The following is a 22261-nucleotide window of genomic DNA, read 5'->3' as shown; positions in this document are numbered from 1 at the left end:
GACCGCGCGCCAGCCGTCAGGCCGGTTGTTCTTCTTCGGCAGACGAGTCCACCGCGGGAGCCGAAGACCCCCGGCTGAACATCCGCGTCGCCGAAAGCCGGGCGACCCCGTCCGGGTCCCCGAGGTCGTCGAGGGAATTCCGGATCGTCGCGTCCACCGACAGGTACTTGCGCCCGGCCCGCAGGTCCGCGTCGTTGCGCAGCCGCACGATCAGCGGGAATTCTGCCAGCGCGCCCGCGTCGAACAGGCCCGTCGTGTAGATCAGCTGCACGCCCAGCGCCTCCGCGACGGCCCGCTGCAGTTCCAGCAGGTATCCGGCGGACGCACGGCCGATCGGGTTGTCCAGGAACAGCACGCCCGAATGCCGGTTCCGCGCCTTGCCCCGATTGTTGGCGCGCAGCGCGGCGAGCGTGCAGTACAGAATGATCGCCGCGGTCAGCTGCTGGCCGCCGGAGAACACGTCGCGGATTTCCGACACCCGCTGGCGTTCGGTGCGCAGCACGGAGTCCGGCTTGAGCATGTCGACCCGGTACCCCTTGGGCGCGGCGACGTGCACCCCGCGCAGCACCAGCGACAGCCCGTCGCGCTTCACGTCGCGGCCGTCGGCGGTCTTGCCCGCGGCCGCCTCGTCGACGACCTCGCCCAGTTTTTCCGCCAGCACATGGTCTTCCAGCTCAGTGAACCGGATCCGCAGGAATTCCTGGCCGGACCAGTCGCCGAGCCCGTCCGGCAGCCGCGACACCCGCTGCGCCGACCGCAGGGTGCGCAACGCGCCTTCGACCATCCCCTGCAGCCGCGTGATGATGCCGCCGCGGTGCCGGTCGATCTGCGCGAGGTCGTCGGTGAGGGTCCGCAGCCGGGGCCGCAGCGCCTCGCTCCATTCCGCCGCGTGCGCGGGAAGCTGGTCCCGCTTCACGGAAATCACCTGCTGCCGCACCGGCGTGCTGAGCTTTTCGAACCGCTTCTCGGTCGCGTACTGCGCCAGCTGGTCCGCCGCCGCGCGCACCCGCCGGTCGCCGGAATCGGCCGCCGACTGCGCGTCGTTCAGGACGGTGTTGAGCTGGTTGTACCGGGTCCGCGCGGACTCGACGTCGCCGTCGTAGGCGTCCGCGGGTTCCTCGGAACGCAAGTGCGCCAACGATTCCGACAGCAATCCGAAGCCGGACGCCGAAGCCTTGCCCGCTTCCAGCGTCGCTTCCGCCGCCGCCCGGCGTTCCTGCAGCTCTTCCCATTTCCGGGCCGCCGCAGACACTTCCAGCGAAGCCGCGTCGATCAGCTCGAGGCCGTGCTCGATGTCGCGCGGCCGCTCAGCCGGAGAAGCGACGCCGGTCTGCAACGGCAGCACGTCCAGCTCCGCCCGGCGCGTCGACACCTGGCCGATCGCCTCGGTGCGTTCCTCCTCCAGCGCATCGACGACCCGCCGCGCCCGCGCCAACGCCGCCGCCCGGGTGGAAGCGTCCGAGCCGTCCGGCGTCTCCAGCAACGCCCCCGCGCGCACCCGGACCTCTTCGTCCAGCGCTTCCAAGGCCGACGACGCCGCTGCCTCAGCGGATTCCGCCTGCTCCAACTCGGCCCGGAGATCACTGCCGACCTCGACCTTCGCGTACGACTCGGAAGCCGACACGAAGGTGCGTCGCAACGCGTCCACCGGTTCCGAAGGCGCTTCGACATCCTCCGGCAGTTCGGCCGCGCCCGGCACCTCGGCCAGCTCGGACCGTGCCGTCGTGACCGTGCGACGGTGTCCGTCAGCGGTCCGCTGCTCCTCCGCCGCCTGCTCGCGCAACCGCGCCGCTCGCGCCGATGCCTCAGCTGCCGAGGTCTCCGCGCGTTCCGCGATTTCCGTTGCCCGCTCGACTTCTTCGGTCCACTCCGCGACACGCGCGGCCCGAGTGGACAGTTCGCCGAGCCGACGCGCCTTCTCCTCGGCTTCTGCCGCTGCGGTCCGCAACGCCGGGACTCGCTCCCGCAAGGCGGTGATTTTTTCGCTCAACCGGGCGAATTCCGCCTCCGCCTGCGCGAGCGCGGTCTGCGCGGTCTCCCGGGCGACGCGAGCGCTTTCAGCCTGCTCAGCAAGCGTTCCGATCGCCCCGGCCGGATAGTCCTCGCGCCAGGTGGTGAGCTTCCACGTCAACGCGCCATCGGCCGCCAGTGACTCCGACAACTGCTCCAGCCGACGCTGCCGTTCGGCGTGCCGCTGCGCCACGGCTTCCCGCTCGGTGTCCGCGGCTTCCTCGTCGTACATCGCCGGGTTCGGCGGCACGAGGAACTCGACACCCGCCGCGGCCGGACCGTCCTTTTGGAACGCGTCCGTGGTCCCGACCGCGATCACCGCGCTCGGCAGCAGCCGCGAGGCCGCCAGCACTTCCCGTGCCCGCTTCACCTGCGCCGCGTCGTTCAGCAGCACGCCGGCGACGAGCTGCGGCATCCGCTCCAGCACCTCGTCGCGCCGCACCGAGTCCAGTTTGGACAGATAACGCCAGCCCGACCACGCGGTGATTCCCGCCTGCTCCAACGCATCCAGCGCGGCCTGGACGTCTTCCGGCGGCGGCAGCAGCCCGCCCGATCCGAGCGCGGCCAGCGCCCGCTCGTCGGCCGACTCCTCCATCCGCAGCGCGGTCTGTTCCTTCTCCACCGCCGCGCTCGCGTCGCGCAACCGCTGCAGCAGGACCGGAAGATCGCTCTCCAGCTTGACGTCGTCCGCGCCGAGCAGCTCCATCAACCGCGGTTCCGCGGCCAGCGCGTCGGTCCGCCGGTGCGCGCGTTCGAGGTCTTCGGCCGCCCGCACGAGACGGTCCTGAGTGGACCCGGCGAGCTGATGCGCCTCGTTCACCGAACGCTGCGCCGCTTGCAGATCCTCGCCGACGCGGTCGAGTTCCTGTTCCCGGCGAACGGACTCCGCCGCCGCGGCCTCGGCTTCCGCCCGCGCGGACCGCGCGGCTTCGGCGACATCCGCCCCGGAGGGCAACAGTCCACTTCGGACAGACTCGGAGATTTCCTCGCGCAGCTCAGCAATCCGCGACGAAAGTCCACGCGCCTCAGCCCGACGACCAGCAGCCAGGTTCGCCGCCTCGTCCCGCTCGACCTGCGCCTTCTCCGCTTCGGCGCGCAACGCGTCCGCGTGCGCCTCGGCTTTGTCCGCCTGCCGCTGCGCGTCACGCGCCAACGAAAGCAAACCGCGCCCCAACGCGACCGCCGCCGCATCCCGGGCGGCCAACGCGGGCTTCGCCTTCTCCTCGCGGTTTCCGACCAGCTCCCGCAGGTCTTTCGCCTTGCGCGCGGCGTTCAGCCGGTTCAGCACGGTCGCGGTTTCGCGCCACGCTTCCGCCTGCGTCTTCGCCTCGGCCAGCTCGCCGTCGACGCGCTCGCGTTCGATCTGCGCTTCTTCCAGCCGCAGCACCGCGACCAGCCGCCGCAGCTCGGTGACGCCCGCGGTCAGCCGCCGATGGTCGCCCTCGGCGAGCTTTTCCGCACTGCGCACTTCCTCGACGTGTTCTTCCAGCCCCGACAGCCGCGCGTTCTCCAGCTCGTTGCGCGCGTGGATCCGCCCGGCCAGCTCACCGAGGTCCTCACGCGCCGATTCGGCGATCCGGCGCGAAGCCGCGGCCACGCCTTCCTCCTCGGCCAGCGGACCGAGCAGTTCCAGCGCGCCCTCGACGAATTCCTTCTCCGCCATCAGATCGCCGCGCTGCGCGAGGTTGTTCGCGTACGTCGACACGACCTCGGCGAGGTCCTTCGGCTCGTCCTCGGACAGCACCGCGCGCAACAGGAACTCCACGAACGCCTCGTCAGTGGAGAACTGGAACGCGTCGGCCGCCTCGCCCTCGCCCGCGTTCATCGCGCGCTGGTAGCGGAACAGCTCGGTGTCGAGACCGAGCTGGTCGAGCCGCCCGGTCCACTCGTGGTGCCGGCGCGTCCAGAACAGCTCCAGCTCCGGTTCGGCCATCGCCGCGCCCGCGATCCGGTCGTGGAACCCGGACATCGTCAGCAGACGGCCGTCCTCGGTCAGCGGCAGCGAATCGAGCGCGACGTCGGCGGTCGGCCGGAAGCAGTACCAGGAGTCGACGAGGTTTTCCGAGTCCGCCGACGTCACGTGCCCGCGCCACTCCGACACCTTGCCGGTGATCACCCGCTGGCCGGTCTCGACGTGCAGCCACTCCAGCACCACGTGCGCGACGTCCTTGGCCGTCACGAACTTCTCCAGCACCTTCGTGCTCGTGGTGCCGACGACCTGGCGCCGCCCGGGCAGCATCACCGAGAAGATCAGCTTGATCAGCACGGACTTGCCGCCGCCGTTCTCCAGGAACAGCACGCTCGCCGGAGACGGGCGGCGCACCGGCCCGCCGGCGTGGATGCCCGCGGAGAACAACGCGTCCTGCTTCGGCGCGGTGATCGTGGCCCCGACGCCGCTGAAGTCCAGCACCACGTCCTGGTACCGGGCGCCCGCCGGGCCCACCGAATGCAGGCGGACCCGCGAAAGCTCGTACATTCCCGTCCCCTCTTACTGCAGCGTGTCCGAGGCCGTCGCGCGCAGCGTTCCCCCGGCCCCAGCGACCGCGACGACATCGAGCGCGAGCAGGTCGTCAAACGCGGCGTCCGCGGCCAGCTCCCGGACCTGGATCTGGTACCGCGGCGTCGTGCGGTACGTGCCGCCCTGCTCGTCGCTCACCTGCACCAGAAAGCCTTGATCGGCAAGGAATCGCAGCGCCCGCGACACCATGCCGCGCGTGGTGTCCGCCGCCATCCGGCCGTCCTTCGTCGCCGCTGCGGCCGGACGTCGAGCGTACGCGCGCCACGCCTGCTCCAGCTCCGGCGCGTCCGCGAGCGGGTCGTTGTTCGCCTCGGCCAGCTGCGCGCGCTCGTCTAGCACCCGCGCGGCTTCGCGGACCATCGCGTCGACCTGCTCGACGCTCACCCGGCCGATGTAGGTGTCGTTGGCCAGGTCGTCCGGCCGCGGGTAGCCGAGCGCGGCCGTCGCGAGGTGGATCAGGCCGTGCAGCACCTTTTCCGTCTCGCGCCGCTCGCGGATCTTGGCCTGCCGCGCGTAGCTGTCCATCTTGATCTCGAAGACGGACTCGTCAGTGGCCGCGAGCACGCATCCGGCCTGCTGCGTCACCTCCAGCACCATCAGCCCGAGCCCGGACGCGACCGCGTGGGTGAGCGCCTTGAACGCGTTGTCCTCGCCGTAGCGGCGCACCAGCTCGCCGTACACGACGTCGCGGGCGGGCAGCTGCTTCGGGCGCATCCCGAACGCGACGAGGCGCGCGGCGGCCTCGGCGTCGACGCTCGTGTGCGTCACCGGCATCAGGCGACCTCCTCGGTCTCGTCGTCAGCTCGTTCGACCTCCGCGGTGATCAGCAGCAGATCGGCCCCGCCGAACTCCGGGTCGTCGAGCAGGGTGCCGTCGTCGACGGCGAGCAGCACCTGGCGTTCCCCCTGCCGGCGCGCCGCGCCGACCTCGGGACTGTAGGCGTGCAGCGCACGCAGCGCGACCAGGGACGCCAGGTTCGGCTGCCCGGAGCGGCGCGCGTCCTCCAGCAGCCCGGACAGCCGCCGCGGCACGTCGGGCAGGTCGAGCAGTTCGTCGGCGAGCCGCCACACGTCGTCGCCGAACCGGTCGGTCACCTCGGCGGGCACCAGCTCCGGCTCCGGCACCTCGCCGACCAGCTGGTCGCGTTCCGGAGCGGGCCGCAGCAGCAGCGACACCAGCGAGGACAGCGACGGCACGACCGGCGTCGTGATCCCGGCGACCGCGTGGAAGAAGTGCTCGGCGGGCGCGGTGGCGTCGGCGAGCGGCAGCCCGAGCGTCGGCATCAGGAGCTGGCCGAACAGGTCGATCGTGGCCCGCTGCGGCGGTCCGGAGAACTGCTGGCGGTCCTGTTCGGCGCGGAAGACCGCGCCCGCGTCGGCGAGCCGCGACTGGAGGCGGGTGTGCCGCCGGATGCAGTCGGCGACGATGTCGACCAGTTCGGCGGCGCGGCGCTTGTGGTCGGCGTCCTCGGACTCGTCCCGCGCGGTGGTGATGTTCTTCAGGATCGCGTTCTCCGCGCGGAACCGGGACTCGATGTGCCCGAGCGCCGATTCGATCAGCTCCGGCACCTCGCTCTCCCAGTCGACCGCGCGCACGTCGCGGCGGGTCGCGTCAAGCTTCGCGCGCAGCGTCTCGCCGTACTGCACGGTGCGGTAGCGCGCCTGCTCCGCGGCGAGCTTCGCGTCGGCGAGGCGGCCGCGGTTGATCAGGTTCTCCAGCTTCACCTCGGCCGCGATCTGCGCCGACTCGACGTCCGTGTCCAGCGCGCCGACCAGCACGTTGATCGCCTCGTCGGTGGCGCGCAGGTAGACCTCGCCGTCGGGGGCGGCCAGCTCGACCAGCAGCTTGAAGTCGAACTGGCGGCGCTGGTAGCCGCCGGGGCCGAGCGAGCCGTACACGCGCCGGAAGCCGCGGTCGGTGGTGCCGACGTTGATCAGGTTGTCCAGCACCCACTTCGCCACGCGCACGTGCTCGTCCGGCATCCGCGAGGGCGCCTGCAGCGAGATGAACGGCAGCAGCCGGTCGATGACCTGGTCGTGGCCCGCGCCGGTGTCGAAGTCCATCGCGATGGTGACCTGGTCGATCGTGTGCAGCGCGATCTCGGCCATCTGGTACACCGTGGCGTCGGCCCAGTCGAGCTTCGCCTTGCGCGCGTCGAGGTCGTGCAACGGCGCGGTGCAGGCGAGCGCCTTCAGCCGACGGGTCAGCCCCTCGTCGGCGAGCCCAGCGGCGCCCATCTCGTCGTATCGCACAGCAGGTCAGGCTAGTCGGCCCGGCCGGGAGCCCGCACACGCGGACGGCTAGCGTGGCGGGCATGCGGGAGATGACCAGGGCGGAGTGGTGGAAGTTCGCGAGCGAGGGCACGCGGACCGGGATGCTGGGGATCGTGCGGGCCAACGGGGCCCCGGTCGTCACGCCGGTGTGGTTCTTGCTGAACGAGGGACCGAACGGCGACGAGCTGATCTTCACCACCGGCACGGACACGCTCAAGGGCAAGGCCCTGCGCCGCGACGCGCGGCTCTCGCTCGCGGTGGACGACCAGCGGCCGCCGTTCTCGTACGTCCAGTTCACCGCCGAGGCGGAACTGCACCACGACTACGACGAAATGCTGGAGTGGGCCACCCGGCTCGGCGCGCGGTACATGGGCGAGGAGAACGGCCCGGCCTACGGCAAGCGCAACGCCGTCCCCGAAGAATCCCTCGTCCGGGCGAGGATCACGAAGGTGATCGCGCGGGCGGACATCGCCGGCTTCTGACCTACGCGTTCTTTCTGCTCGCGCTCCGCGGCCACGGCTGCGGAGCGTAATGCCGCGATCGCACTATTGACACCGCACCTGCCGAGGGTGTGTGATCTGTCCCGATAAATAGGAAACTTTCCTAACGAAGACCGTGCAGTTCCCCGCCGCCGCCCCGATCCCCCTCAAGCAGGAGGCCCCCGTGGCACGACGCTCGACGTTGAGCGCGCTGTTCGCCGGTACCGCGGCGACCGCGCTCGGCTGCGCACTGCTGACCCCCGTGACCGCCACCGCGGCGACCGGGGATTACGAGTCCGAGGACGCGACGCTCTCCCAGGCCAAAATCGCCACGAACCACTCCGGCTACTCCGGCAAGGGATTCGTGGATTTCGAAAACGTCGTCGGCAGCTACGCCGACTACTCGGTCAACGCGGCACAGGCCGGCACGCACACGCTGACTTTCCGCTATGCCAACGGAACCGCCGACGACCGGCCGATGAAGCTCGTGGTCGACGGCGGCGACAAGGGCACGGTTTCCTTCCCCGGCACGGGTTCCTGGACGACGTGGAAGACCGTCACTGCGACCGTCCAGCTCACCGCGGGCGTCAACCACGTCCGCACCGTTTCGGCGTCCGCGAACGGCGGGCCCAACACCGACAAGATCACCGACAGCTTCAGCGCCCCGGTCGACACCGAGCCGCCGACGCCGCCGAAGAACTTCCAGGCGTCGAACATCCGGCCCACCGCGGCCGATTTCCGCTGGGACGCGGCGACGGACAACGTCGGCGTCACGCGGTACGAGATCAACCGCGGCGGCAACACGCTGAAGGTCGTGGACGGCAAGACCACCTCGGCGACCGTCGACCAGCTGACGCCGAACACGTCGTACGACATTTCGGTGATCGCCTACGACGCGGCGGGCAACCCGTCCCAGCCGAGCAACGTCGTCGGCGTGAAAACCCCGCCCAGCGACGACAAAACCCCGCCGAGCGTGCCCGGTTCGCTCAAGGTCACCGGCAGCACTTCGGACAGCATTTCGTTGTCCTGGAAGGCTTCCACCGACGACAGCGGCTCGATCGCGGGCTATGACGTGTACCAGGGCGGCACCGTCGTCTCGACCACGTCGCAGACTTCGGCGACGGTCACCGACCTCAAGCCGAACACGTCCTACACGTTCACAGTGAAAGCCCGTGACCCCAACGGAAACGCCTCCGCGGCGAGCAACGCGGTCACCGCGAAGACGACCAGCAGCAGCGGTGCGGGCGGCGGAATCCCGTCGTACGACAAGGACATCGCGAAGGTCGACCTCGGCTGGGCGGTCGGTTTCCTGCCGAACGGCAACGCCTTGGTGACCGAACGGGACCGGTTCGAACTGCTGCAGATCACCCCGGACGGCAAGAAGACGACGCTCGGCAAGATCCCCGGCGTGGTCACCACGAACGGCGAGGGCGGCCTGCTCGGGCTGGCGATTTCGCCGCAGTGGAACACCGACCACGCGGTGTACCTGTACCACACGTCGTCCAGCGACAACCGGATCGTGAAGGTCACCTACGACGGCGCCACGCTGTCGAAGACCACCACGCCGGTGCTGACCGGGATGTCGAAGAACCAGTACCACAACGGCGGCCGGATCGCGTTCGGCCCGGACGGCAAGCTGTACGCCACCGTCGGCGACGCGAAGGTCAAGGCCAACGCGCAGAACAAGAGCTCGCTCAACGGCAAGATCCTCCGGCTCAACCCGGACGGTTCCGCGCCGAGCGACAACCCGTTCTACGCCACCGGCGGCAACGCGCGGTACGTCTGGAGCTACGGGCACCGCAACCCGCAGGGCCTCGCCTGGGATTCGCAGGGGCGGCTGTGGTCGTCGGAGTTCGGCGAGAGCAGCCAGGACGAGCTGAACCTGATCCAGAAGGGCGGCAACTACGGCTGGTCGGCGTGCGAGGGCACGATCGGCGACTGCAAGGGGACGATCGCGCCGAAGAAGACGTGGCCGACCTCGCAGGCCGGGCCGTCGGGCATCGAGATCGTGAACGACTGGATCTACATCGCGGCGGTGACCGGCAAGCAGTTGTTCGCGACGCAGATCAAGGGCGACAGCGTGGGCACCGTGTCGGCGGTGTTCTCCGGCCGCTGGGGCCGGCTGCGCTCGGTGACCAAGACGCCGGACGGGCGCCTCTGGGTGACCTCGACGAACAACGACAAGCTCGGCGGCACGCCGGACACCATCGACAACGTGGTGGTGCAGCTGAAGTTCCCCGGCGCGGCGTTCGCCGGATAAAGCCGCGGCAGGGGTGACCGGAGCGGCGCCGGTCACCCCTGCCGCACCTTATTCTTTCACCAGTTCGTAGCAGCGGATTCGCGCCTTCGCGTCGAAGACGGGGACCGTGACCATGATTTCGTCCGCGCCGGTCTGCTTCGCCAGCTCCGCGAGCCGCGCCTGGACCTGCTCCCGCTCGCCGTACGCCTGAGCCGCGCGGAAGTGTTCGAGCTGCGGAACCATCTCCGGCGCGAACTCGTACCCGGCGGCCTCGTCCGGCGTGAGCATCGGCTGGTCTCCCCCGCCGCCGGTGAGCAGATGGGACTTGAGGACGTTCATCGGCCCGGAGAGGTATTCGGCTTCGGCCTCGGTGTCCGCGCAGATCGTCTCGACGCACAACAGCACGTACGGCTCGAAGCGCCACTTCGACGGCCGGAACTTCTCCCGGTACCGCTCCAGCGAGGGCGCCGTGTTGTCCGGCCGGATGTGATGCGCGAACGCGATCGGCAACCCGCGCTCAGCTGCCACCTCCGCGCCCGCCGGACTGGAACTGAGCAGCCACGGCTCCGGCACGGTCACTCCGCCGGGGAGGACCTTGTCGCTGCCGAGATGCTTCAGGAGCTCGTCAACGTCAGCGTGATAGTCGGCTTCCTGGGCTGGCTCGGCTCCGCGGCGCAGCGCCCGGATGATGTCCGGATCGAGCGCGCCCGGCCCCCGTCCCACCCCGAGATCGACCCGGCCGCCGTTGAGCGCGGACAGGGTGCCGAACTGCTCCGCCAACGCGAACGGGGCGTGATTGGGCGCGAGAACGCCGCCGGACCCGACCCGGACCCGGGACGTCACCGCACCCGCGTGCGCCGCGAGCACCTGCGGGGAGGCACTGGCGATGGCCGGGGAACCGTGATGCTCGGCAAACCAGAGCCTGCGGTAGCCGAGCTCGTCGACCCGGCGCGCGACAGCGGAGAGCGGTTCGAGCGCCGCGGTGGCCGACTGCCCGGCCTCGACCAGCGCGAGTTCAAGTGCGGAGAGCGGCAGATCGATCATGCCCCCTACGGTAGCGAAGACGGTGGTGTGGCGGGGGTGATTTGTCCACTGTGGACGAAGTCTTGACGGCCGGGACGGCGCGGTTGGGGGGCGGGCAGGTGGTGCGGAAAGCGCAGGGTGGGGTGGGGCGTGGTACGGAAGGCGTAGCGGGAGGTTCGCGGGGCAAGGGATGATGCCGGGCTCGGCCAGCGTGGCGAGGTTCTTCGGCGGGCGCACTCTCGTGAGCGTTTTTGCCGGTTAGAACCGGCATGAACACTCACGAGACTCCCGCCAACGATCACGCAGGCCCCGGGCGACCACGGCTGATCCTCCGACGCGGCTTCTTGTCGCGCGGATCTTGGCGGGTCGACCCTCGCCAGCCACCGCGAACGGAGCAGGCTGGCCGCCAGACCAACGCGACCGGGCGAAGCGGGCTTCCACCTGAGAAAGCCACAAACCGGGCCAGGCAGGCCGCTCTCCCCCAGCCAAACCACCGCGGCGGGGCTAGGCATCCCCGCCTAGAACCCCGCCGTCAAGCGTGTCAGGCTTCTTCTTCCAGCATTTCCGGGGTCACCGCCGATTCGGTGTCCGGGATGCTCAGTTCCTTCGCCCGCTTGTCCGCCATCGCCAGCAGCCGGCGGATCCGTCCGGCCACGGCATCTTTCGTCATCTGCGGGTCGGAGAGCTGGCCCAGTTCCTCGAGCGACGCCTGGCGGTTCGACAGGCGCAGACGTCCGGCGGCGAGCAGGTGGTCGGGAGCGGTGTCGCCGAGGATCTCCAAGGCGCGTTCCACCCGGGCGGCCGCGGCCACGGCGGCGCGGGCCGAGCGGCGCAGGTTCGCGTCGTCGAAGTTCGCGAGGCGGTTGGCGGTCGCTCGCACTTCCCGGCGCATCCGGCGTTCTTCCCACTGCAGCACGCTCGTGTGCGCGCCCAGACGGGTCAGCAGGGCGCCGATGGCGTCGCCGTCTCGGACCACGACGCGGTCCGCGCCCCGCACTTCACGGGACTTCGCTTGGATGCCCATCCGCCGCGCCGCGCCGACCAGGGCCAAGGCCGCTTCCGGGCCGGGGCAGGTCACTTCCAGGGAAGACGAGCGGCCCGGTTCAGTCAGCGAACCGTGGGCCAGGAAGGCGCCGCGCCAGGCTGCTTCGGCGTCGGCCACTCCGCCGGACACCACGGCGGCGGGCAGGCCGCGCACGGGGCGGCCGCGCTGGTCGATCAAACCCGTCTGGCGCGCCAGGCCCTCGCCGTCCTTCACCACGCGCACGACGTAGCGCGTCCCCTTGCGCAGGCCGCCGCTCGCGGTGATCACGTGGACGTCCGAATGATGTCCGTACAGCTCGTGGATCTCCTTGCGCAGCCGCCGCGCGACCGAACCCGTGTCCAGCTCCGCTTCGACCACCACCCGGCCGGCCACGATGTGCAGCCCGCCCGCGAAGCGAAGCAGCGACGCGACCTCCGCCCGGCGCGGCCCGATCTTCGTGATCTCGAGCCGGCTCAGTTCGTCTTTCACCGCGGCGGTCATCGCCATGTACTGCCCCTCCTGCCTTTCGCTGCGCGCCCGCCGTCACCCACAGTGCTCCCCGCCGAGGCCGAGTGCCTCTCGCATGCACTGGGCGAGCGCACCAGGATCATGCCGTCCCGCCACGACCGGGTCGGCCACCGCCCCCAGGCAGGCCCTCGCCCCGAGGCGTTCGGCCGCCCGGCGCAGGCTTGCCGGGTCAGGGACGGAATCACGGTCCGCGACGACGGCGTCGACCCGCAGCGCGGGCGCGTGCTCGAAGAGTACGTCCAGATGCCGCTCCGGGGAGAATCCGCCGGTTTCCCCCGGTTGGGGGACCAAGTTCAGCACGACGACCTTCGTCGCCGTCGTGCGCACGAGCGCGTCGTGCAGATCCGGGACCAGAAGATGCGGCAGCACGCTGGTGAACCACGAGCCGGGGCCGAGGAACACGACGTCCGCCTCCAGCACCGCCTCGATCGCCTCCGGGCAGCCGCGCGGCGGGCGCTCCTGGCGGCCGGCCGGGTGCAGCGTGATGCGGTGCACCTGGCCGGGCGTGCTCGCGACCGCGACCTGGCCGCGGATGCGCCGGATCGCGTCCGGGTCTTCGCTGTCCAGGCCGCTGACCTCGCCCTCGATCTCCAGCGGCTCCGGCGACATCGGCAGCACCCGGCCGGAGATGCCCATCAGCCTGCTCGCCTCGTCGAGCGCGGCCACCGGGTCGCCGAGCACCTCGAACAGCCCGGCGAGCAGCAGGTTGCCGACCGCGTGCCCGGCGAGCGCGCCGTCGCCGCCGAAGCGGTGCTGGAACACCTCCGCCCACAGCCGCCCGCCGTCCTCCGCGGCGAAGGCGGCGAACGCCTGGCGCAGGTCGCCCGGCGGCAGCAGCCCCAGTTCGCGCCGCAGCCTGCCGGACGACCCGCCGTCGTCGGCCACCGTGACCACCGCCGTGACGGCGCGGGTGATCCGCCGGAGCGCGGTCAGCGTCGCGTGCAGCCCGTGTCCTCCGCCCAGCGCCACCGCGCGCACGTCACTCCCGGCCAAGATCCCGGTGCACCACCTTTACTGCCATGCCGTCCTCATTGGACAGTCGCTGGGCGAGTTCCTCGGAGATCGCGACGCTGCGGTGCTTGCCGCCGGTGCAGCCGACCGCGAGCGTCAGGTACCGCTTGCCCTCGCGCTTGTAGCCCGCGCCGATGAGCCGCAGCAGCTGGTGGTAGCGGTCGAGGAATTCCTCGGCGCCTTCCTGCGACAGCACGTAGTTGCGCACCTCGCCGTCGAGGCCGGTGTGCTCGCGCAGCTCCGGGATCCAGAACGGGTTCGGCAGGAACCGCACGTCCATCACCAGGTCGGCGTCCATCGGCAAACCGTACTTGTAGCCGAAGGACAGCACGGTGACGCGGGTCTGCGTGCTGGCCTCGGAACCGAACGCGTCCTCTATTTTCGCGCGCAGGTCGTGCACCGACAGCGCGGACGTGTCGAGCACCAGGTCGGCTTCCTCGCGCAGCGGCGAAAGCAGTTTGCGCTCGGCGGTGATGCCGTCGGCGAGCCTGCCGTCGCCCTGCATCGGGTGGCCGCGGCGGACCGACTCGAAGCGGCGCACCAGCACCGCGTCGGTGGCCTCCAGGAACAGCACGCGCGGCTTGTACCCGCGCGCGTCGAGGTCCTTGATGACCGAGGCGAGGTCGTCGGTGAACGCGCGCGAGCGCACGTCCATCACCACCGCAACCTTCGTGATCGCCCCCCGTGCCTGCGCGCCGAGCTCGACCATGGTGGCGATCAGCTCCGGCGGCAGGTTGTCGACCACGAACCAGCCGAGGTCCTCCAGGCATTTGGCCGCCGTGGAGCGGCCCGCGCCGGACAGGCCGCTGACGACCGCGACCTCCATCCCGCTGCCCCGCTTTTCCTCTTCCGCACTCACGTCTGTGCTTCCTTCCCGATCACGACCCCTGGTCCCCTCCCGGTACTGCCCGCGGTGCGGCGCCGGTCTCCCCGGCCAGTGCCGCCACCACGGCCTCGGCAGTGCGCCTGCCGAAGCCGGGCACCGCTTCGATTTCCTCGACCCGGGCCTGTTTGAGCTTTTTCACCGAGCCGAAGTGCTTGATCAGCGCGGTGCGCCGAGCCTGCCCGAGTCCGGGCACACTGTCCAATTCGGACGTCTGCATGCGCTTGGCGCGCTTTTCGCGGTGGTAGCGAATGGCGAACCGGTGCGCCTCGTCGCGAAGCCGCTGCAGCAGATACAGCGCGTCCGACGTGCGCGGCAGGATCATCGGATCCGGTTCGCCGGGCAGCCACACCTCTTCGAGCCGCTTCGCGAGCCCGACGACGGCGATGTCGGTGATGCCCAGTTCGGCGAGCACGTCCGCGGCCGCGGTGGCCTGCGGGCCCGCGCCGTCGACGACCAGCAGGTTGGGCGGGTAGGCGAACTTGCGCGGGCGGCCGGTCTCCGGGTCGATCCCGGCGCGCACCGGCCGGACCGCCTCGTCCGCGGTCTCCGACGCGGTTTCCGTTGTCTCCTCGGCGTTTTCGGCCGTTTCCTTGAGGTACCGGTAGAACCGCCGCCGCACGACCTCGGCGATGGACGCGACGTCGCCCTCCGTCGCCGCCTCGCGCAGCGCGAACTTGCGGTACTCGGACTTGCGCGGCAGCCCGTCCTCGAACACCACCAGCGACGCCACGACGTCGCTGCCCTGGATGTGGCTGATGTCGATGCATTCGATGCGCAGCGGCGCGCTGTCGAGCGCCAGGTAGTCCTGAAGTTCCTGCAGCGCCGCGGACCGCGCGGTGAGATCGCCCGCGCGGCGCAGTTTGTGCTGGGTGAACGCTTCCTTGGCGTTGCGCTCCACCGTTTCCGCGAGCGCCTTCTTGTCTCCGCGCTGCGCGACCCGCAGCCGTACCCGCGACCCGCGCAGGCCGGACAGCCACTCCGCGACCGCGTCGGCGTCCGCGGGCAGCTCCGGCACCAGCACCTCGCGCGGGACGACCGGACCGGTCTCGACGTCGTCGCGGCCCGCGCGGTCGGATTCCTCGCCGTAGAACTGGGTGAGGAAGTGGTCGACCAGCGCCTGGACGTCCATTTCCTCGGCCTTGTCGATCACCCAGCCGCGCTGCCCGCGCACGCGCCCGCCGCGCACGTGGAACACCTGGACGGCGGCTTCCAGCTCGTCGTGCGCGAACGCGACGACATCGGCGTCCGTGCCGTCGCCGAAGACCACGGCTTGTTTCTCCATCGCGCGCCGCAACGCGCCCAGATCGTCCCGCAGCCGCGCGGCGCGCTCGAACTCCAGCTCCTCGGAAGCGGCGGCCATCTCGCGTTCGAGCCGCTTCACCATCGCGTCCGTGCGGCCGGCGAGGAAGTCGCAGAAGTCCTCGACGATCGCCCGGTGCTCGTCCGCCGACACCCGGCCGACGCACGGAGCCGAGCACTTGTCGATGTAGCCGAGCAGGCACGGCCGCCCGATCTGCCCGTGGCGGCGGAAGACGCCGGCGGAACAGGTGCGGGCGGGGAAAACGCGCAGGAGAAGGTCGAGCGTCTCGCGGATCGCCCACGCGTGCGAGTACGGCCCGAAGTAGCGGACGCCCTTCTTGCGCGCGCCGCGGTAGACGTGCAGCCGGGGGAACTCCTCGTTCAGCGTGACCGCGAGGACCGGGTAGCTCTTGTCGTCGCGGTAGCGGACGTTGAACCGCGGGTCGAACTCCTTGATCCAGTTGTACTCCAGCTGGAGCGCCTCGACCTCGGTGCCGACGACGGTCCACTCGACGCTCGCCGCGGTGGTGACCATCTGCCGCGTGCGCGGATGAAGGCCGGACAGGTCGGCGAAGTACGAGTTGAGCCTGCTGCGGAGGCTCTTCGCTTTGCCGACGTAGATGACCCGCTTGGCGTCGTCGCGGAACTTGTAGACGCCAGGCGAGTCCGGGATGCTCCCCGGCTGAGGTCGGTAGGTGGTCGGATCAGCCACGTGCCCCACTGTATGGCGAGGGTCCGACAGTTTCCGTGAGACCCCTTGCTGCGGGCAGGGGTGCCGGGCCGCGACGTTCGCGAGCGACAGTGTGCTCGCGTCCCCTGGGGGTCGTGCGGCGGAAGGCGTCCCGAGGCACGGAACTGGGCTGCCGTAGCCTAGCCTCGCCGACCCGCCGAACGATCAGGAGCAGCCATGACCGTCCGCGTCGCCACCTGGAACGTGAACTCCATCGTTCCCCGGCTGCCGCGCGTGCTCGACTGGCTCGACAGCACCGCTCCGGACGTTCTGTGCCTTCAGGAGCTCAAGAACACCACCGAAGCCTTCCCCGCCGACGAGATCACCGCGCGCGGGTACGAGGTCGCAGCGTACGGGCTGGGGCGGTGGAACGGCGTCGCGATCCTCTCCAAGATCGGGCTCGACGACGTGGTGCGCGGGCTGCCGGGCGAGCCGGGCTTCGACGGGAAGGCCGAGGCGCGCGCGATCGGCGCGACGTGCGGCGGGATCCGCGTCTGGTCGGTGTACGTGCCGAACGGGCGCGAGCCGGAAAACCCGCACTACGCCTACAAACTCGAGTGGTTCGAGAAGCTCGGCGACCTCGTCGGCGAAGAACTGAACCACGCGCGCCCGTTCGCGGTGCTCGGCGATTTCAACGTCGCGCCGACGGACGAGGACGTCTGGGACATCTCGCTGTTCGCCGAATCCACGCACGTCACCGAACCCGAACGGGCCGCGCTCAAGAAGCTCCGCGACGCGGGACTGTCGGACGTGTTCCCGCGGCCGCTGAAGTACGACCACCCGTTCACGTACTGGGACTACCGCGGCGGGAACTTCCCCAACAACAAGGGAATGCGCATCGACCTCGTCTACGGGAACGAGGTTTTCGCCAAGGCGGTCACCGATTCCTACGTGGATCGCGAAGCCCGCAAGGGCAAGCAACCGTCCGACCACGCGCCGATCGTCGTGGATCTGGAGCTGTAGGAGAAACTCAGGCCTCGGTGGCGGCGCGGTGCAACCGGCGCAGCGCGCGCACCGCCGTCACCGCGCGTTCGCGGTCCACTGCCTGCACGGCCATCACCGAGAAGTACTCGTCGTCCGGCAGTTCCAGCCGGGCCCACGAAGCCCCGTCCGGGAAGCTGATCGACAGCACCTGATCCCAGGTGAAAACCCGCCGCGCCAGCACGTTGCGGACCTCGATGCCGGTGGCGTCCGCGCGGACGCGGGCGTTGCCGAACAGCATCGTGCCCGCCGACAGCGCGACGCCGATGCCGATCATCGCGATCTGGTCCGACGCCTCGAACACGACGCCGGTGTGCGAACTGCGCAGCAGGACCGCCACCACCACGAACGCCGCGAGCAGCGCCACCGCGAGCACGCTGCACATGATCAGCGCCCGGCGCGGCCGGATCACCAGGGCGGTCTGCTGCTCGGTCATCACGCTCACACGAATCCCCGCTCGGTCCACGGCTTGCCGAGACCGCGCAGCACGTGCGCGGTGTCGAGCGCCGCCACGGCCGCCTCGTAGCCTTTGTCCTCCACGGAGCCGGGCATGCCGGAGCGGTCCAGCGCCTGCTGCTCGGTGTCGCAGGTCAGCACGCCGTTGCCGACCGGGGTGCTCTCGTCGAGCGCGACCCGGGTCAAACCGGCGGTGACCGCGTCGCACACGTACTCGAAGTGCGGGGTGCCGCCGCGAATCACGACGCCCAGCGCGACGACCGCGTCGTGGTTGCGCGCGAGCGCCTGCGCCGCGACCGGAAGCTCCACCGCGCCCGCCACCCGGATGACCGTGGGCTCTTCCTCGAGCCCGGCGTCCTTCGCCGCGGCGAGCGCGCGCTCCAGCAGCACGTCGGTGATCTTCGCGTTCCACCGCGTCGCGACGACCGCCAGCCGCAGGGACTTGCAGTCGCGCAGGTCGAGCGCGGCTTCCGGCCGCCCCTCGCCGCTCATCGCGTGGTGTCCTCCTCGGTGCCCGGGTCGGACGCGCCGACCTGGTCGTAGTGCTCGAGCTGGCTGAGGTCGTGCCCCATCCGGTCGCGCTTGGTGCGCAGGTACCGCAGGTTTTCCGGGTTCGGCGAGATCGGCAGCGCGACCCGCCCGGTGACGCGCAGGCCGTAGCCCTCGAGGCCAACCCGCTTCGCCGGGTTGTTCGTGAGCAGCCGCATCGACCGGACGCCGAGGTCGCACAGGATCTGCGCGCCGGTGCCATAGTCGCGCGCGTCCGCCGGGACGCCCAGCGCCAGGTTCGCGTCGACGGTGTCCGCGCCCGCGTCCTGCAGCTGGTACGCCTGCAGCTTGTGCAGCAGGCCGATGCCGCGGCCCTCGTGCCCGCGGATGTACAGCACGACCCCGCGGCCCTCGTCGGCCACCTTCTGCAGCGCGGCGTCCAGCTGCGGGCCGCAGTCGCAGCGCAGCGAGCCGAACACGTCGCCGGTGAGGCATTCGGAGTGCACCCGGACCAGGATGTCCTCGCCGTCGCCGATCTCGCCGTACACGAAGGCGACGTGCTCGATCCCGTCGAGCAGGCTGTCGTACCCGACCGCGCGGAACTCCCCCGCGGCCAGCGGGATCCGCGCCTCGGCGACGCGCTCGACCTGCTTCTCGGTGCGCCGCCGGTAAGCGATGAGGTCCGCGATGGAGATGATCTTGAGGTCGTGGTCGGCGGCGAACACTTCCAGCTCGTCGCGCCGGGCCATGTCGCCCTCGTCCTTCTGCGACACGATCTCGCAGAGCGCGCCCGCCGGGTGCAGACCGGCCAGCCGGGCCAGGTCGACCGCCGCTTCAGTGTGACCGGGCCGGCGCAGCACGCCGCCTTCCTTGGCGCGCAGCGGCACCACGTGCCCGGGTCGGCGGAAGTCCTTCGCGGTGGCTTCGGGGTCGGCCAGCAGCCGGGTGGTGTGCGCGCGGTCGGTGCCGGAGATGCCGGTGCTGATGCCCTCCGCCGCGTCGACCGTGACGCTGTACGCGGTGCCGCGCTGGTCCTGGTTCGTGTGGTACATCGGCGGCAGGTCGAGCCGGTCCGCCTCGGATTCGGTCAGCGCGACGCACACGTAGCCCGAGGTGTAGCGCACCATGAAGGCGAGCAGCTCCGGCGTCGCCTTCTCGGCGGCGAAGATGAGGTCGCCCTCGTTCTCGCGGTCCTCGTCGTCCACGACGACCACCGCACGCCCGGCGGCGATGTCCGCGATCGCCGCCTCGATGGCGTCCACGTCGACCGCCGCGCCTGCTCCGCACGGGGTCCATCCGGTCTGCGGCTCGGCCGCCTTCGTCTCGCTCACGGGTGCTCCTTCGCTGCCGCCGCCGGGTGGATGTCACACATTGTGCGCGTTCGCCGCCACGTGTGGCGCAGTGAGCTTCTCCACGTACTTCGCGACGACGTCCACTTCGAGGTTCACGTGGTCACCTTCCTGCCGCCTGCCGAGGGTCGTCACCTCGAGCGTGGTGGGGATCAGCGCGACCGAAAACCGGTCCTCGGAGATGCTCGCGACGGTGAGCGAAACGCCGTCGACGGCGATCGAACCCTTCTCCACGACGTACCGCGACAAGGCCGGGGGCAGGGAGAACGTCGTCACGCCGCGCTCGTCGCGGGAGACGAAGACGCCGGTGCCGTCCACGTGGCCCTGCATGATGTGCCCGCCGAGCCGTCCGCCCGCCGGGGTCGCGCGCTCGAGGTTCACCGCGTCGCCGACGGCCACCTTCGCGAGGCTCGAACGCTGGAGTGTTTCGTTCACCACATCGACGGTGAACTCGCCGCCGGAGACCGTGACGACGGTCAGGCAGACGCCGCTGACCGCGATCGAATCGCCGTGGCCCGCGTCCGAGGTGACCAGCGGGCCGCGGACGGTGAGCCGAGCCGCGTCGGTGAACTGCTCGACCGCGGTGACCTCGCCGACCTCTTCGACAATTCCCGTGAACACTGCTGCCTCCTCGCCCGGCCGCCGTCTTCGGCGACCCCTCCATCCAACACCCGCCCGGCCCCGGGAGCTTCCCCGGCCGGAACGTCAGCCGACGCGGAGGCGGGCGGCCTGTTCGCGCAGCGCGGCGACGGCGCGACCCGGGTCCTCGGCCCCGTAGACGGCCGAGCCCGCGACGAAGCAGTCGACGCCCGCTTCGGCGGCCTGTTCGATGGTGTCGGAGTTGATCCCGCCGTCGATCTCGACGACCAGCTTGAGGTGCCCGGTGTCGACCAGCCGGCGCGCGGTGCGCACCTTGTCGAGCACGTCGGCGATGAACGACTGCCCGCCGAAGCCCGGTTCGACCGACATGACGAGCAGCGTGTCGTAGTGCTTGAGGGTTTCCAGGTGCGGTTCGAGCGGCGTGCCCGGCTTGATCGACAGCCCGGCCTTCGCGCCCGCGGCACGCAGGTTCTTCGCCAGCATGACCGGGTCCGCGGCGGCTTCCACGTGCACCGTGACGTTGTACGCGCCGGCCTCGGCGTAGCCGATCGCCCAGCGGTCCGGGTCGTCGATCATCAGGTGGCAGTCGATGGGGACGTCGGTGGACTTGAGGATCGACTGGACCACCGGCAGGCCGAGGGTCAGGTTGGGCACGAAGTGCGCGTCCATGACGTCCACGTGCACCCAGTCGGCCCGGGTCTCCCCGGGGCGCGCGACGGCCGCGATCTCCTCGCCGAGCTTGGCGAAGTCGGCGGACAGGATGCTGGGTGCGATGAGAGGTGAAGCCACGACCCGAGTGTAAAAGGACCCGGTTCCGGCCTGTTCACCGGCCGTGACCGCACCGGAGTTCGCTTTACGGACATCCGGCGCTCATCCGGATTCTCCGCGTCGAACACATCGTCGAGCACTAATGGGTCACGTCCGGAAGTTCCGGACGAGAGGCACTTCGAGGAGAACCATGAGAACGGTCTTGGCAGGCCGCCGCAAGTGGCTGGCCGCGGGCGCGCTCGGCGTCGCGATGGTCGCCGCCGCCCCGGTCGCGATCGCCGCGCAGGGCAACCAGGACGACCAGGGCGCGCGGGCCGCTTCGGCCGGTGCGGGCGACCGCACGCAGGAGATCCGCCAGGCGATCCAGGGCGGGCACGCGCGCAACGTCATCCTGTTCATCGGCGACGGCATGGGCCAGTCCGAGATCACCTCGGCGCGCAACTACGAGCGCGGTGCGGCCGGGCGGCTCGCGATGGACGAATTCCCGCTGACCGGCGACTACACCACGTACGCGGTCGAGAAGGGCAACCCGGCGAAGCCGGACTACGTCACCGACTCCGCGGCGTCGGGCACCGGCTGGGCGACCGGCACGAAGACCTACAACGGCGCGATTTCCGTGGACGCCTACGGCAACCCGGTCCCGACGCTGCTCGAACTCGCCAAGCGCAGCGGCCTGCGCACCGGCGACGTGACCACCGCCGAGGTCCAGGACGCGACCCCGGCCGTGCTCGGCGCGCACGTCGTCGACCGTGACTGCAAGGGCCCGGACGAGACGACCAAGAAGTGCGCGCGGAACGCCAAGGAGAACGGCGGCGCGGGCTCGATCTCCGAGCAGCTCGTGCAGACCCGCCCGGATGTGCTCCTCGGCGGCGGCGCGAAGTACTTCGACCAGAAGGCGACCGCCGGGCAGTTCAAGGGCAAGCCGGTGCTGGAGCAAGCCAAGGCCGCCGGGTACACCGTGGTCAACACCGCTGACGACCTCGCCAAGGCGCGTCCCGGCAAGCCGCTGCTCGGGCTGTTCGCGCCGGGCAACCTGCCGGTGAACTGGACCGGCCCGAAGGCGACGCAGGGCGGCACCGCACCGACCCGCTGCACCGCGAACCCGGCGCTGCCGAAGACTCAGCCGAAGCTGGTGGCGCAGACGCAGAAGGCGTTGCAGCTGCTGGAAGACCGCCGCAGCAACAAGGGATTTTTCCTCCAGGTGGAGGGTGCGTCGATCGACAAGCAGGACCACGCGGCCGACCCGTGCGGGCAGATCGGCGAGACGATCGACTTCGACGCCGCTGTCGCCGCCGGGCTCGCGTATGCGCGCAGCCACACCGACACGCTGGTTGTGGTGACCGCGGACCACGGGCACACCAGCCAGATCGTGTCCAACGACGCCAAGACGCCTGGGCAGACTGCCACGCTGATCACCAATGAGGGCGTGAACATGACCCTCAACTACGGCACCGCGCTGCCGGGTTCCTCGATGGAGCACACCGGCACGCAGGTCCGGATCGCGGCTTACGGGCCGCAGGCGGCGAACGTCGTCGGGCTGACCAACCAGACCGACCTGTTCGGCACCGTGAAGCGCGCTCTTCGCCTCCGCTGAGCCT

At 70.6% G+C, this 22261-nt stretch carries 16 protein-coding genes and 1 pseudogene; 4 read left to right on the top strand and 13 right to left on the bottom strand.

Features of this window, described 5'->3' with window-relative positions; genetic code table 11:
- Nucleotides 1–16 precede the first annotated feature (16 nt).
- Genes WA670_RS18405 through WA670_RS18395 form a run of 3 tightly spaced genes read right to left on the bottom strand, consistent with a single transcriptional unit; the run spans nt 17 to nt 6765 of the window.
- Entirely contained in the window at nt 17–4486 is a 4470-nt protein-coding gene (locus tag WA670_RS18405; protein ID WP_336158347.1) for a hypothetical protein, read from the bottom strand.
- A 12-nt stretch (nt 4487–4498) separates the two neighbouring features.
- Nucleotides 4499–5302, bottom strand: coding sequence for a hypothetical protein (locus WA670_RS18400; RefSeq protein WP_037814632.1), 804 nt, complete (start codon nt 5300–5302; stop codon nt 4499–4501).
- Nucleotides 5302–6765: a hypothetical protein gene (locus WA670_RS18395; protein WP_037814630.1), complete on the bottom strand. Its 1464-nt coding sequence runs from the start codon at nt 6763–6765 to the stop codon at nt 5302–5304. Before WA670_RS18395 ends, WA670_RS18400 begins: the two co-directional genes overlap by 1 nt.
- 77 nt (nt 6766–6842) lie before the next feature.
- Between WA670_RS18395 and WA670_RS18390 the strand changes: the two genes are divergently transcribed.
- Both WA670_RS18390 and WA670_RS18385 read left to right on the top strand, forming a co-directional pair.
- A complete protein-coding gene (locus tag WA670_RS18390; RefSeq protein ID WP_037814629.1) occupies nt 6843–7283 on the top strand; it encodes a PPOX class F420-dependent oxidoreductase in 441 nt (146 codons plus the stop codon).
- Nucleotides 7284–7491: 208 nt separating this feature from the next.
- A pseudogene (locus tag WA670_RS18385) lies at nt 7492–9537 on the top strand (PQQ-dependent sugar dehydrogenase); the annotation flags it as partial.
- A 51-nt stretch (nt 9538–9588) separates the two neighbouring features.
- Here WA670_RS18385 and WA670_RS18380 read toward each other — a convergent pair.
- The 5 genes from WA670_RS18380 to uvrC all read right to left on the bottom strand — a co-directional run bounded on the left by WA670_RS18380 (nt 9589) and on the right by uvrC (nt 16002).
- Nucleotides 9589–10563, bottom strand: coding sequence for an LLM class flavin-dependent oxidoreductase (locus WA670_RS18380; RefSeq protein WP_336158345.1), 975 nt, complete (start codon nt 10561–10563; stop codon nt 9589–9591).
- Between the two features lie 520 nt (nt 10564–11083).
- Nucleotides 11084–12073, bottom strand: coding sequence for a DNA-binding protein WhiA (whiA, locus tag WA670_RS18375; protein ID WP_093574335.1), 990 nt, complete (start codon nt 12071–12073; stop codon nt 11084–11086).
- Nucleotides 12074–12109: 36 nt separating this feature from the next.
- Nucleotides 12110–13072, bottom strand: coding sequence for a gluconeogenesis factor YvcK family protein (locus tag WA670_RS18370; protein WP_043827416.1), 963 nt, complete (start codon nt 13070–13072; stop codon nt 12110–12112).
- Nucleotide 13073: 1 nt separating this feature from the next.
- On the bottom strand, nt 13074–13931 hold the full coding sequence (gene rapZ / locus WA670_RS18365) for an RNase adapter RapZ (protein ID WP_020658140.1): 858 nt from the start codon (nt 13929–13931) through the stop codon (nt 13074–13076).
- Between the two features lie 52 nt (nt 13932–13983).
- Nucleotides 13984–16002, bottom strand: coding sequence for an excinuclease ABC subunit UvrC (gene uvrC, locus WA670_RS18360; RefSeq protein WP_238607435.1), 2019 nt, complete (start codon nt 16000–16002; stop codon nt 13984–13986).
- 195 nt (nt 16003–16197) lie between these two features.
- Between uvrC and WA670_RS18355 the strand changes: the two genes are divergently transcribed.
- On the top strand, nt 16198–16983 hold the full coding sequence (locus WA670_RS18355; protein WP_134666278.1) for an exodeoxyribonuclease III: 786 nt from the start codon (nt 16198–16200) through the stop codon (nt 16981–16983).
- Between the two features lie 7 nt (nt 16984–16990).
- On the opposite strand, the gene WA670_RS18350 is transcribed toward WA670_RS18355, so the two are convergent.
- The 5 genes from WA670_RS18350 to rpe form a co-directional block, all read right to left on the bottom strand.
- Nucleotides 16991–17437, bottom strand: coding sequence for a PH domain-containing protein (locus tag WA670_RS18350; protein WP_037814999.1), 447 nt, complete (start codon nt 17435–17437; stop codon nt 16991–16993).
- Nucleotides 17438–17442: 5 nt separating this feature from the next.
- Entirely contained in the window at nt 17443–17949 is a 507-nt protein-coding gene (gene ribH, locus WA670_RS18345; protein WP_037814621.1) for a 6,7-dimethyl-8-ribityllumazine synthase, read from the bottom strand.
- Nucleotides 17946–19277 carry a bifunctional 3,4-dihydroxy-2-butanone-4-phosphate synthase/GTP cyclohydrolase II gene (locus WA670_RS18340; protein WP_037814620.1) on the bottom strand — a complete coding sequence of 444 codons (1332 nt, stop codon included), beginning with the start codon at nt 19275–19277 and terminating at the stop codon, nt 17946–17948. Before WA670_RS18340 ends, ribH begins: the two co-directional genes overlap by 4 nt.
- A gap of 33 nt (nt 19278–19310) precedes the next feature.
- A complete protein-coding gene (locus tag WA670_RS18335) occupies nt 19311–19916 on the bottom strand; it encodes a riboflavin synthase (protein ID WP_037814618.1) in 606 nt (201 codons plus the stop codon).
- A gap of 84 nt (nt 19917–20000) precedes the next feature.
- The gene (gene rpe / locus WA670_RS18330) at nt 20001–20684 is read right to left on the bottom strand and encodes a ribulose-phosphate 3-epimerase (RefSeq protein ID WP_037814617.1); all 684 of its coding nucleotides are present in this window, start codon (nt 20682–20684) and stop codon (nt 20001–20003) included.
- Nucleotides 20685–20853: 169 nt separating this feature from the next.
- Here rpe and phoA point away from each other — a divergent pair, with 169 nt between their 5' ends.
- Nucleotides 20854–22257: an alkaline phosphatase gene (gene phoA / locus WA670_RS18325; protein WP_134730940.1), complete on the top strand. Its 1404-nt coding sequence runs from the start codon at nt 20854–20856 to the stop codon at nt 22255–22257.
- Nucleotides 22258–22261: the final 4 nt, after the last annotated feature.

It is taken from the genome of Amycolatopsis sp. VC5-11 (assembly GCF_037034185.1).
GTDB classification, from domain to species: domain Bacteria; phylum Actinomycetota; class Actinomycetes; order Mycobacteriales; family Pseudonocardiaceae; genus Amycolatopsis; species Amycolatopsis nivea.
Note: the sequence above shows the minus strand (reverse complement) of the source record. Positions and strands in the feature narration are given on the sequence as shown.

Coding starts and splice junctions, on each gene's coding strand:
- WA670_RS18405 (WP_336158347.1), bottom strand. CDS start 4,486: ATGTACGAGCTTTCGCGGGTCCGCCTGCATTCGGTGGGCCCGGCGGGC.
- WA670_RS18400 (WP_037814632.1), bottom strand. CDS start 5,302: ATGCCGGTGACGCACACGAGCGTCGACGCCGAGGCCGCCGCGCGCCTC.
- WA670_RS18395 (WP_037814630.1), bottom strand. CDS start 6,765: ATGGGCGCCGCTGGGCTCGCCGACGAGGGGCTGACCCGTCGGCTGAAG.
- WA670_RS18390 (WP_037814629.1), top strand. CDS start 6,843: ATGCGGGAGATGACCAGGGCGGAGTGGTGGAAGTTCGCGAGCGAGGGC.
- WA670_RS18380 (WP_336158345.1), bottom strand. CDS start 10,563: ATGATCGATCTGCCGCTCTCCGCACTTGAACTCGCGCTGGTCGAGGCC.
- whiA (WP_093574335.1), bottom strand. CDS start 12,073: ATGGCGATGACCGCCGCGGTGAAAGACGAACTGAGCCGGCTCGAGATC.
- rapZ (WP_020658140.1), bottom strand. CDS start 13,931: ATGGAGGTCGCGGTCGTCAGCGGCCTGTCCGGCGCGGGCCGCTCCACG.
- WA670_RS18355 (WP_134666278.1), top strand. CDS start 16,198: ATGACCGTCCGCGTCGCCACCTGGAACGTGAACTCCATCGTTCCCCGG.
- WA670_RS18350 (WP_037814999.1), bottom strand. CDS start 17,437: ATGACCGAGCAGCAGACCGCCCTGGTGATCCGGCCGCGCCGGGCGCTG.
- ribH (WP_037814621.1), bottom strand. CDS start 17,949: ATGAGCGGCGAGGGGCGGCCGGAAGCCGCGCTCGACCTGCGCGACTGC.
- phoA (WP_134730940.1), top strand. CDS start 20,854: ATGAGAACGGTCTTGGCAGGCCGCCGCAAGTGGCTGGCCGCGGGCGCG.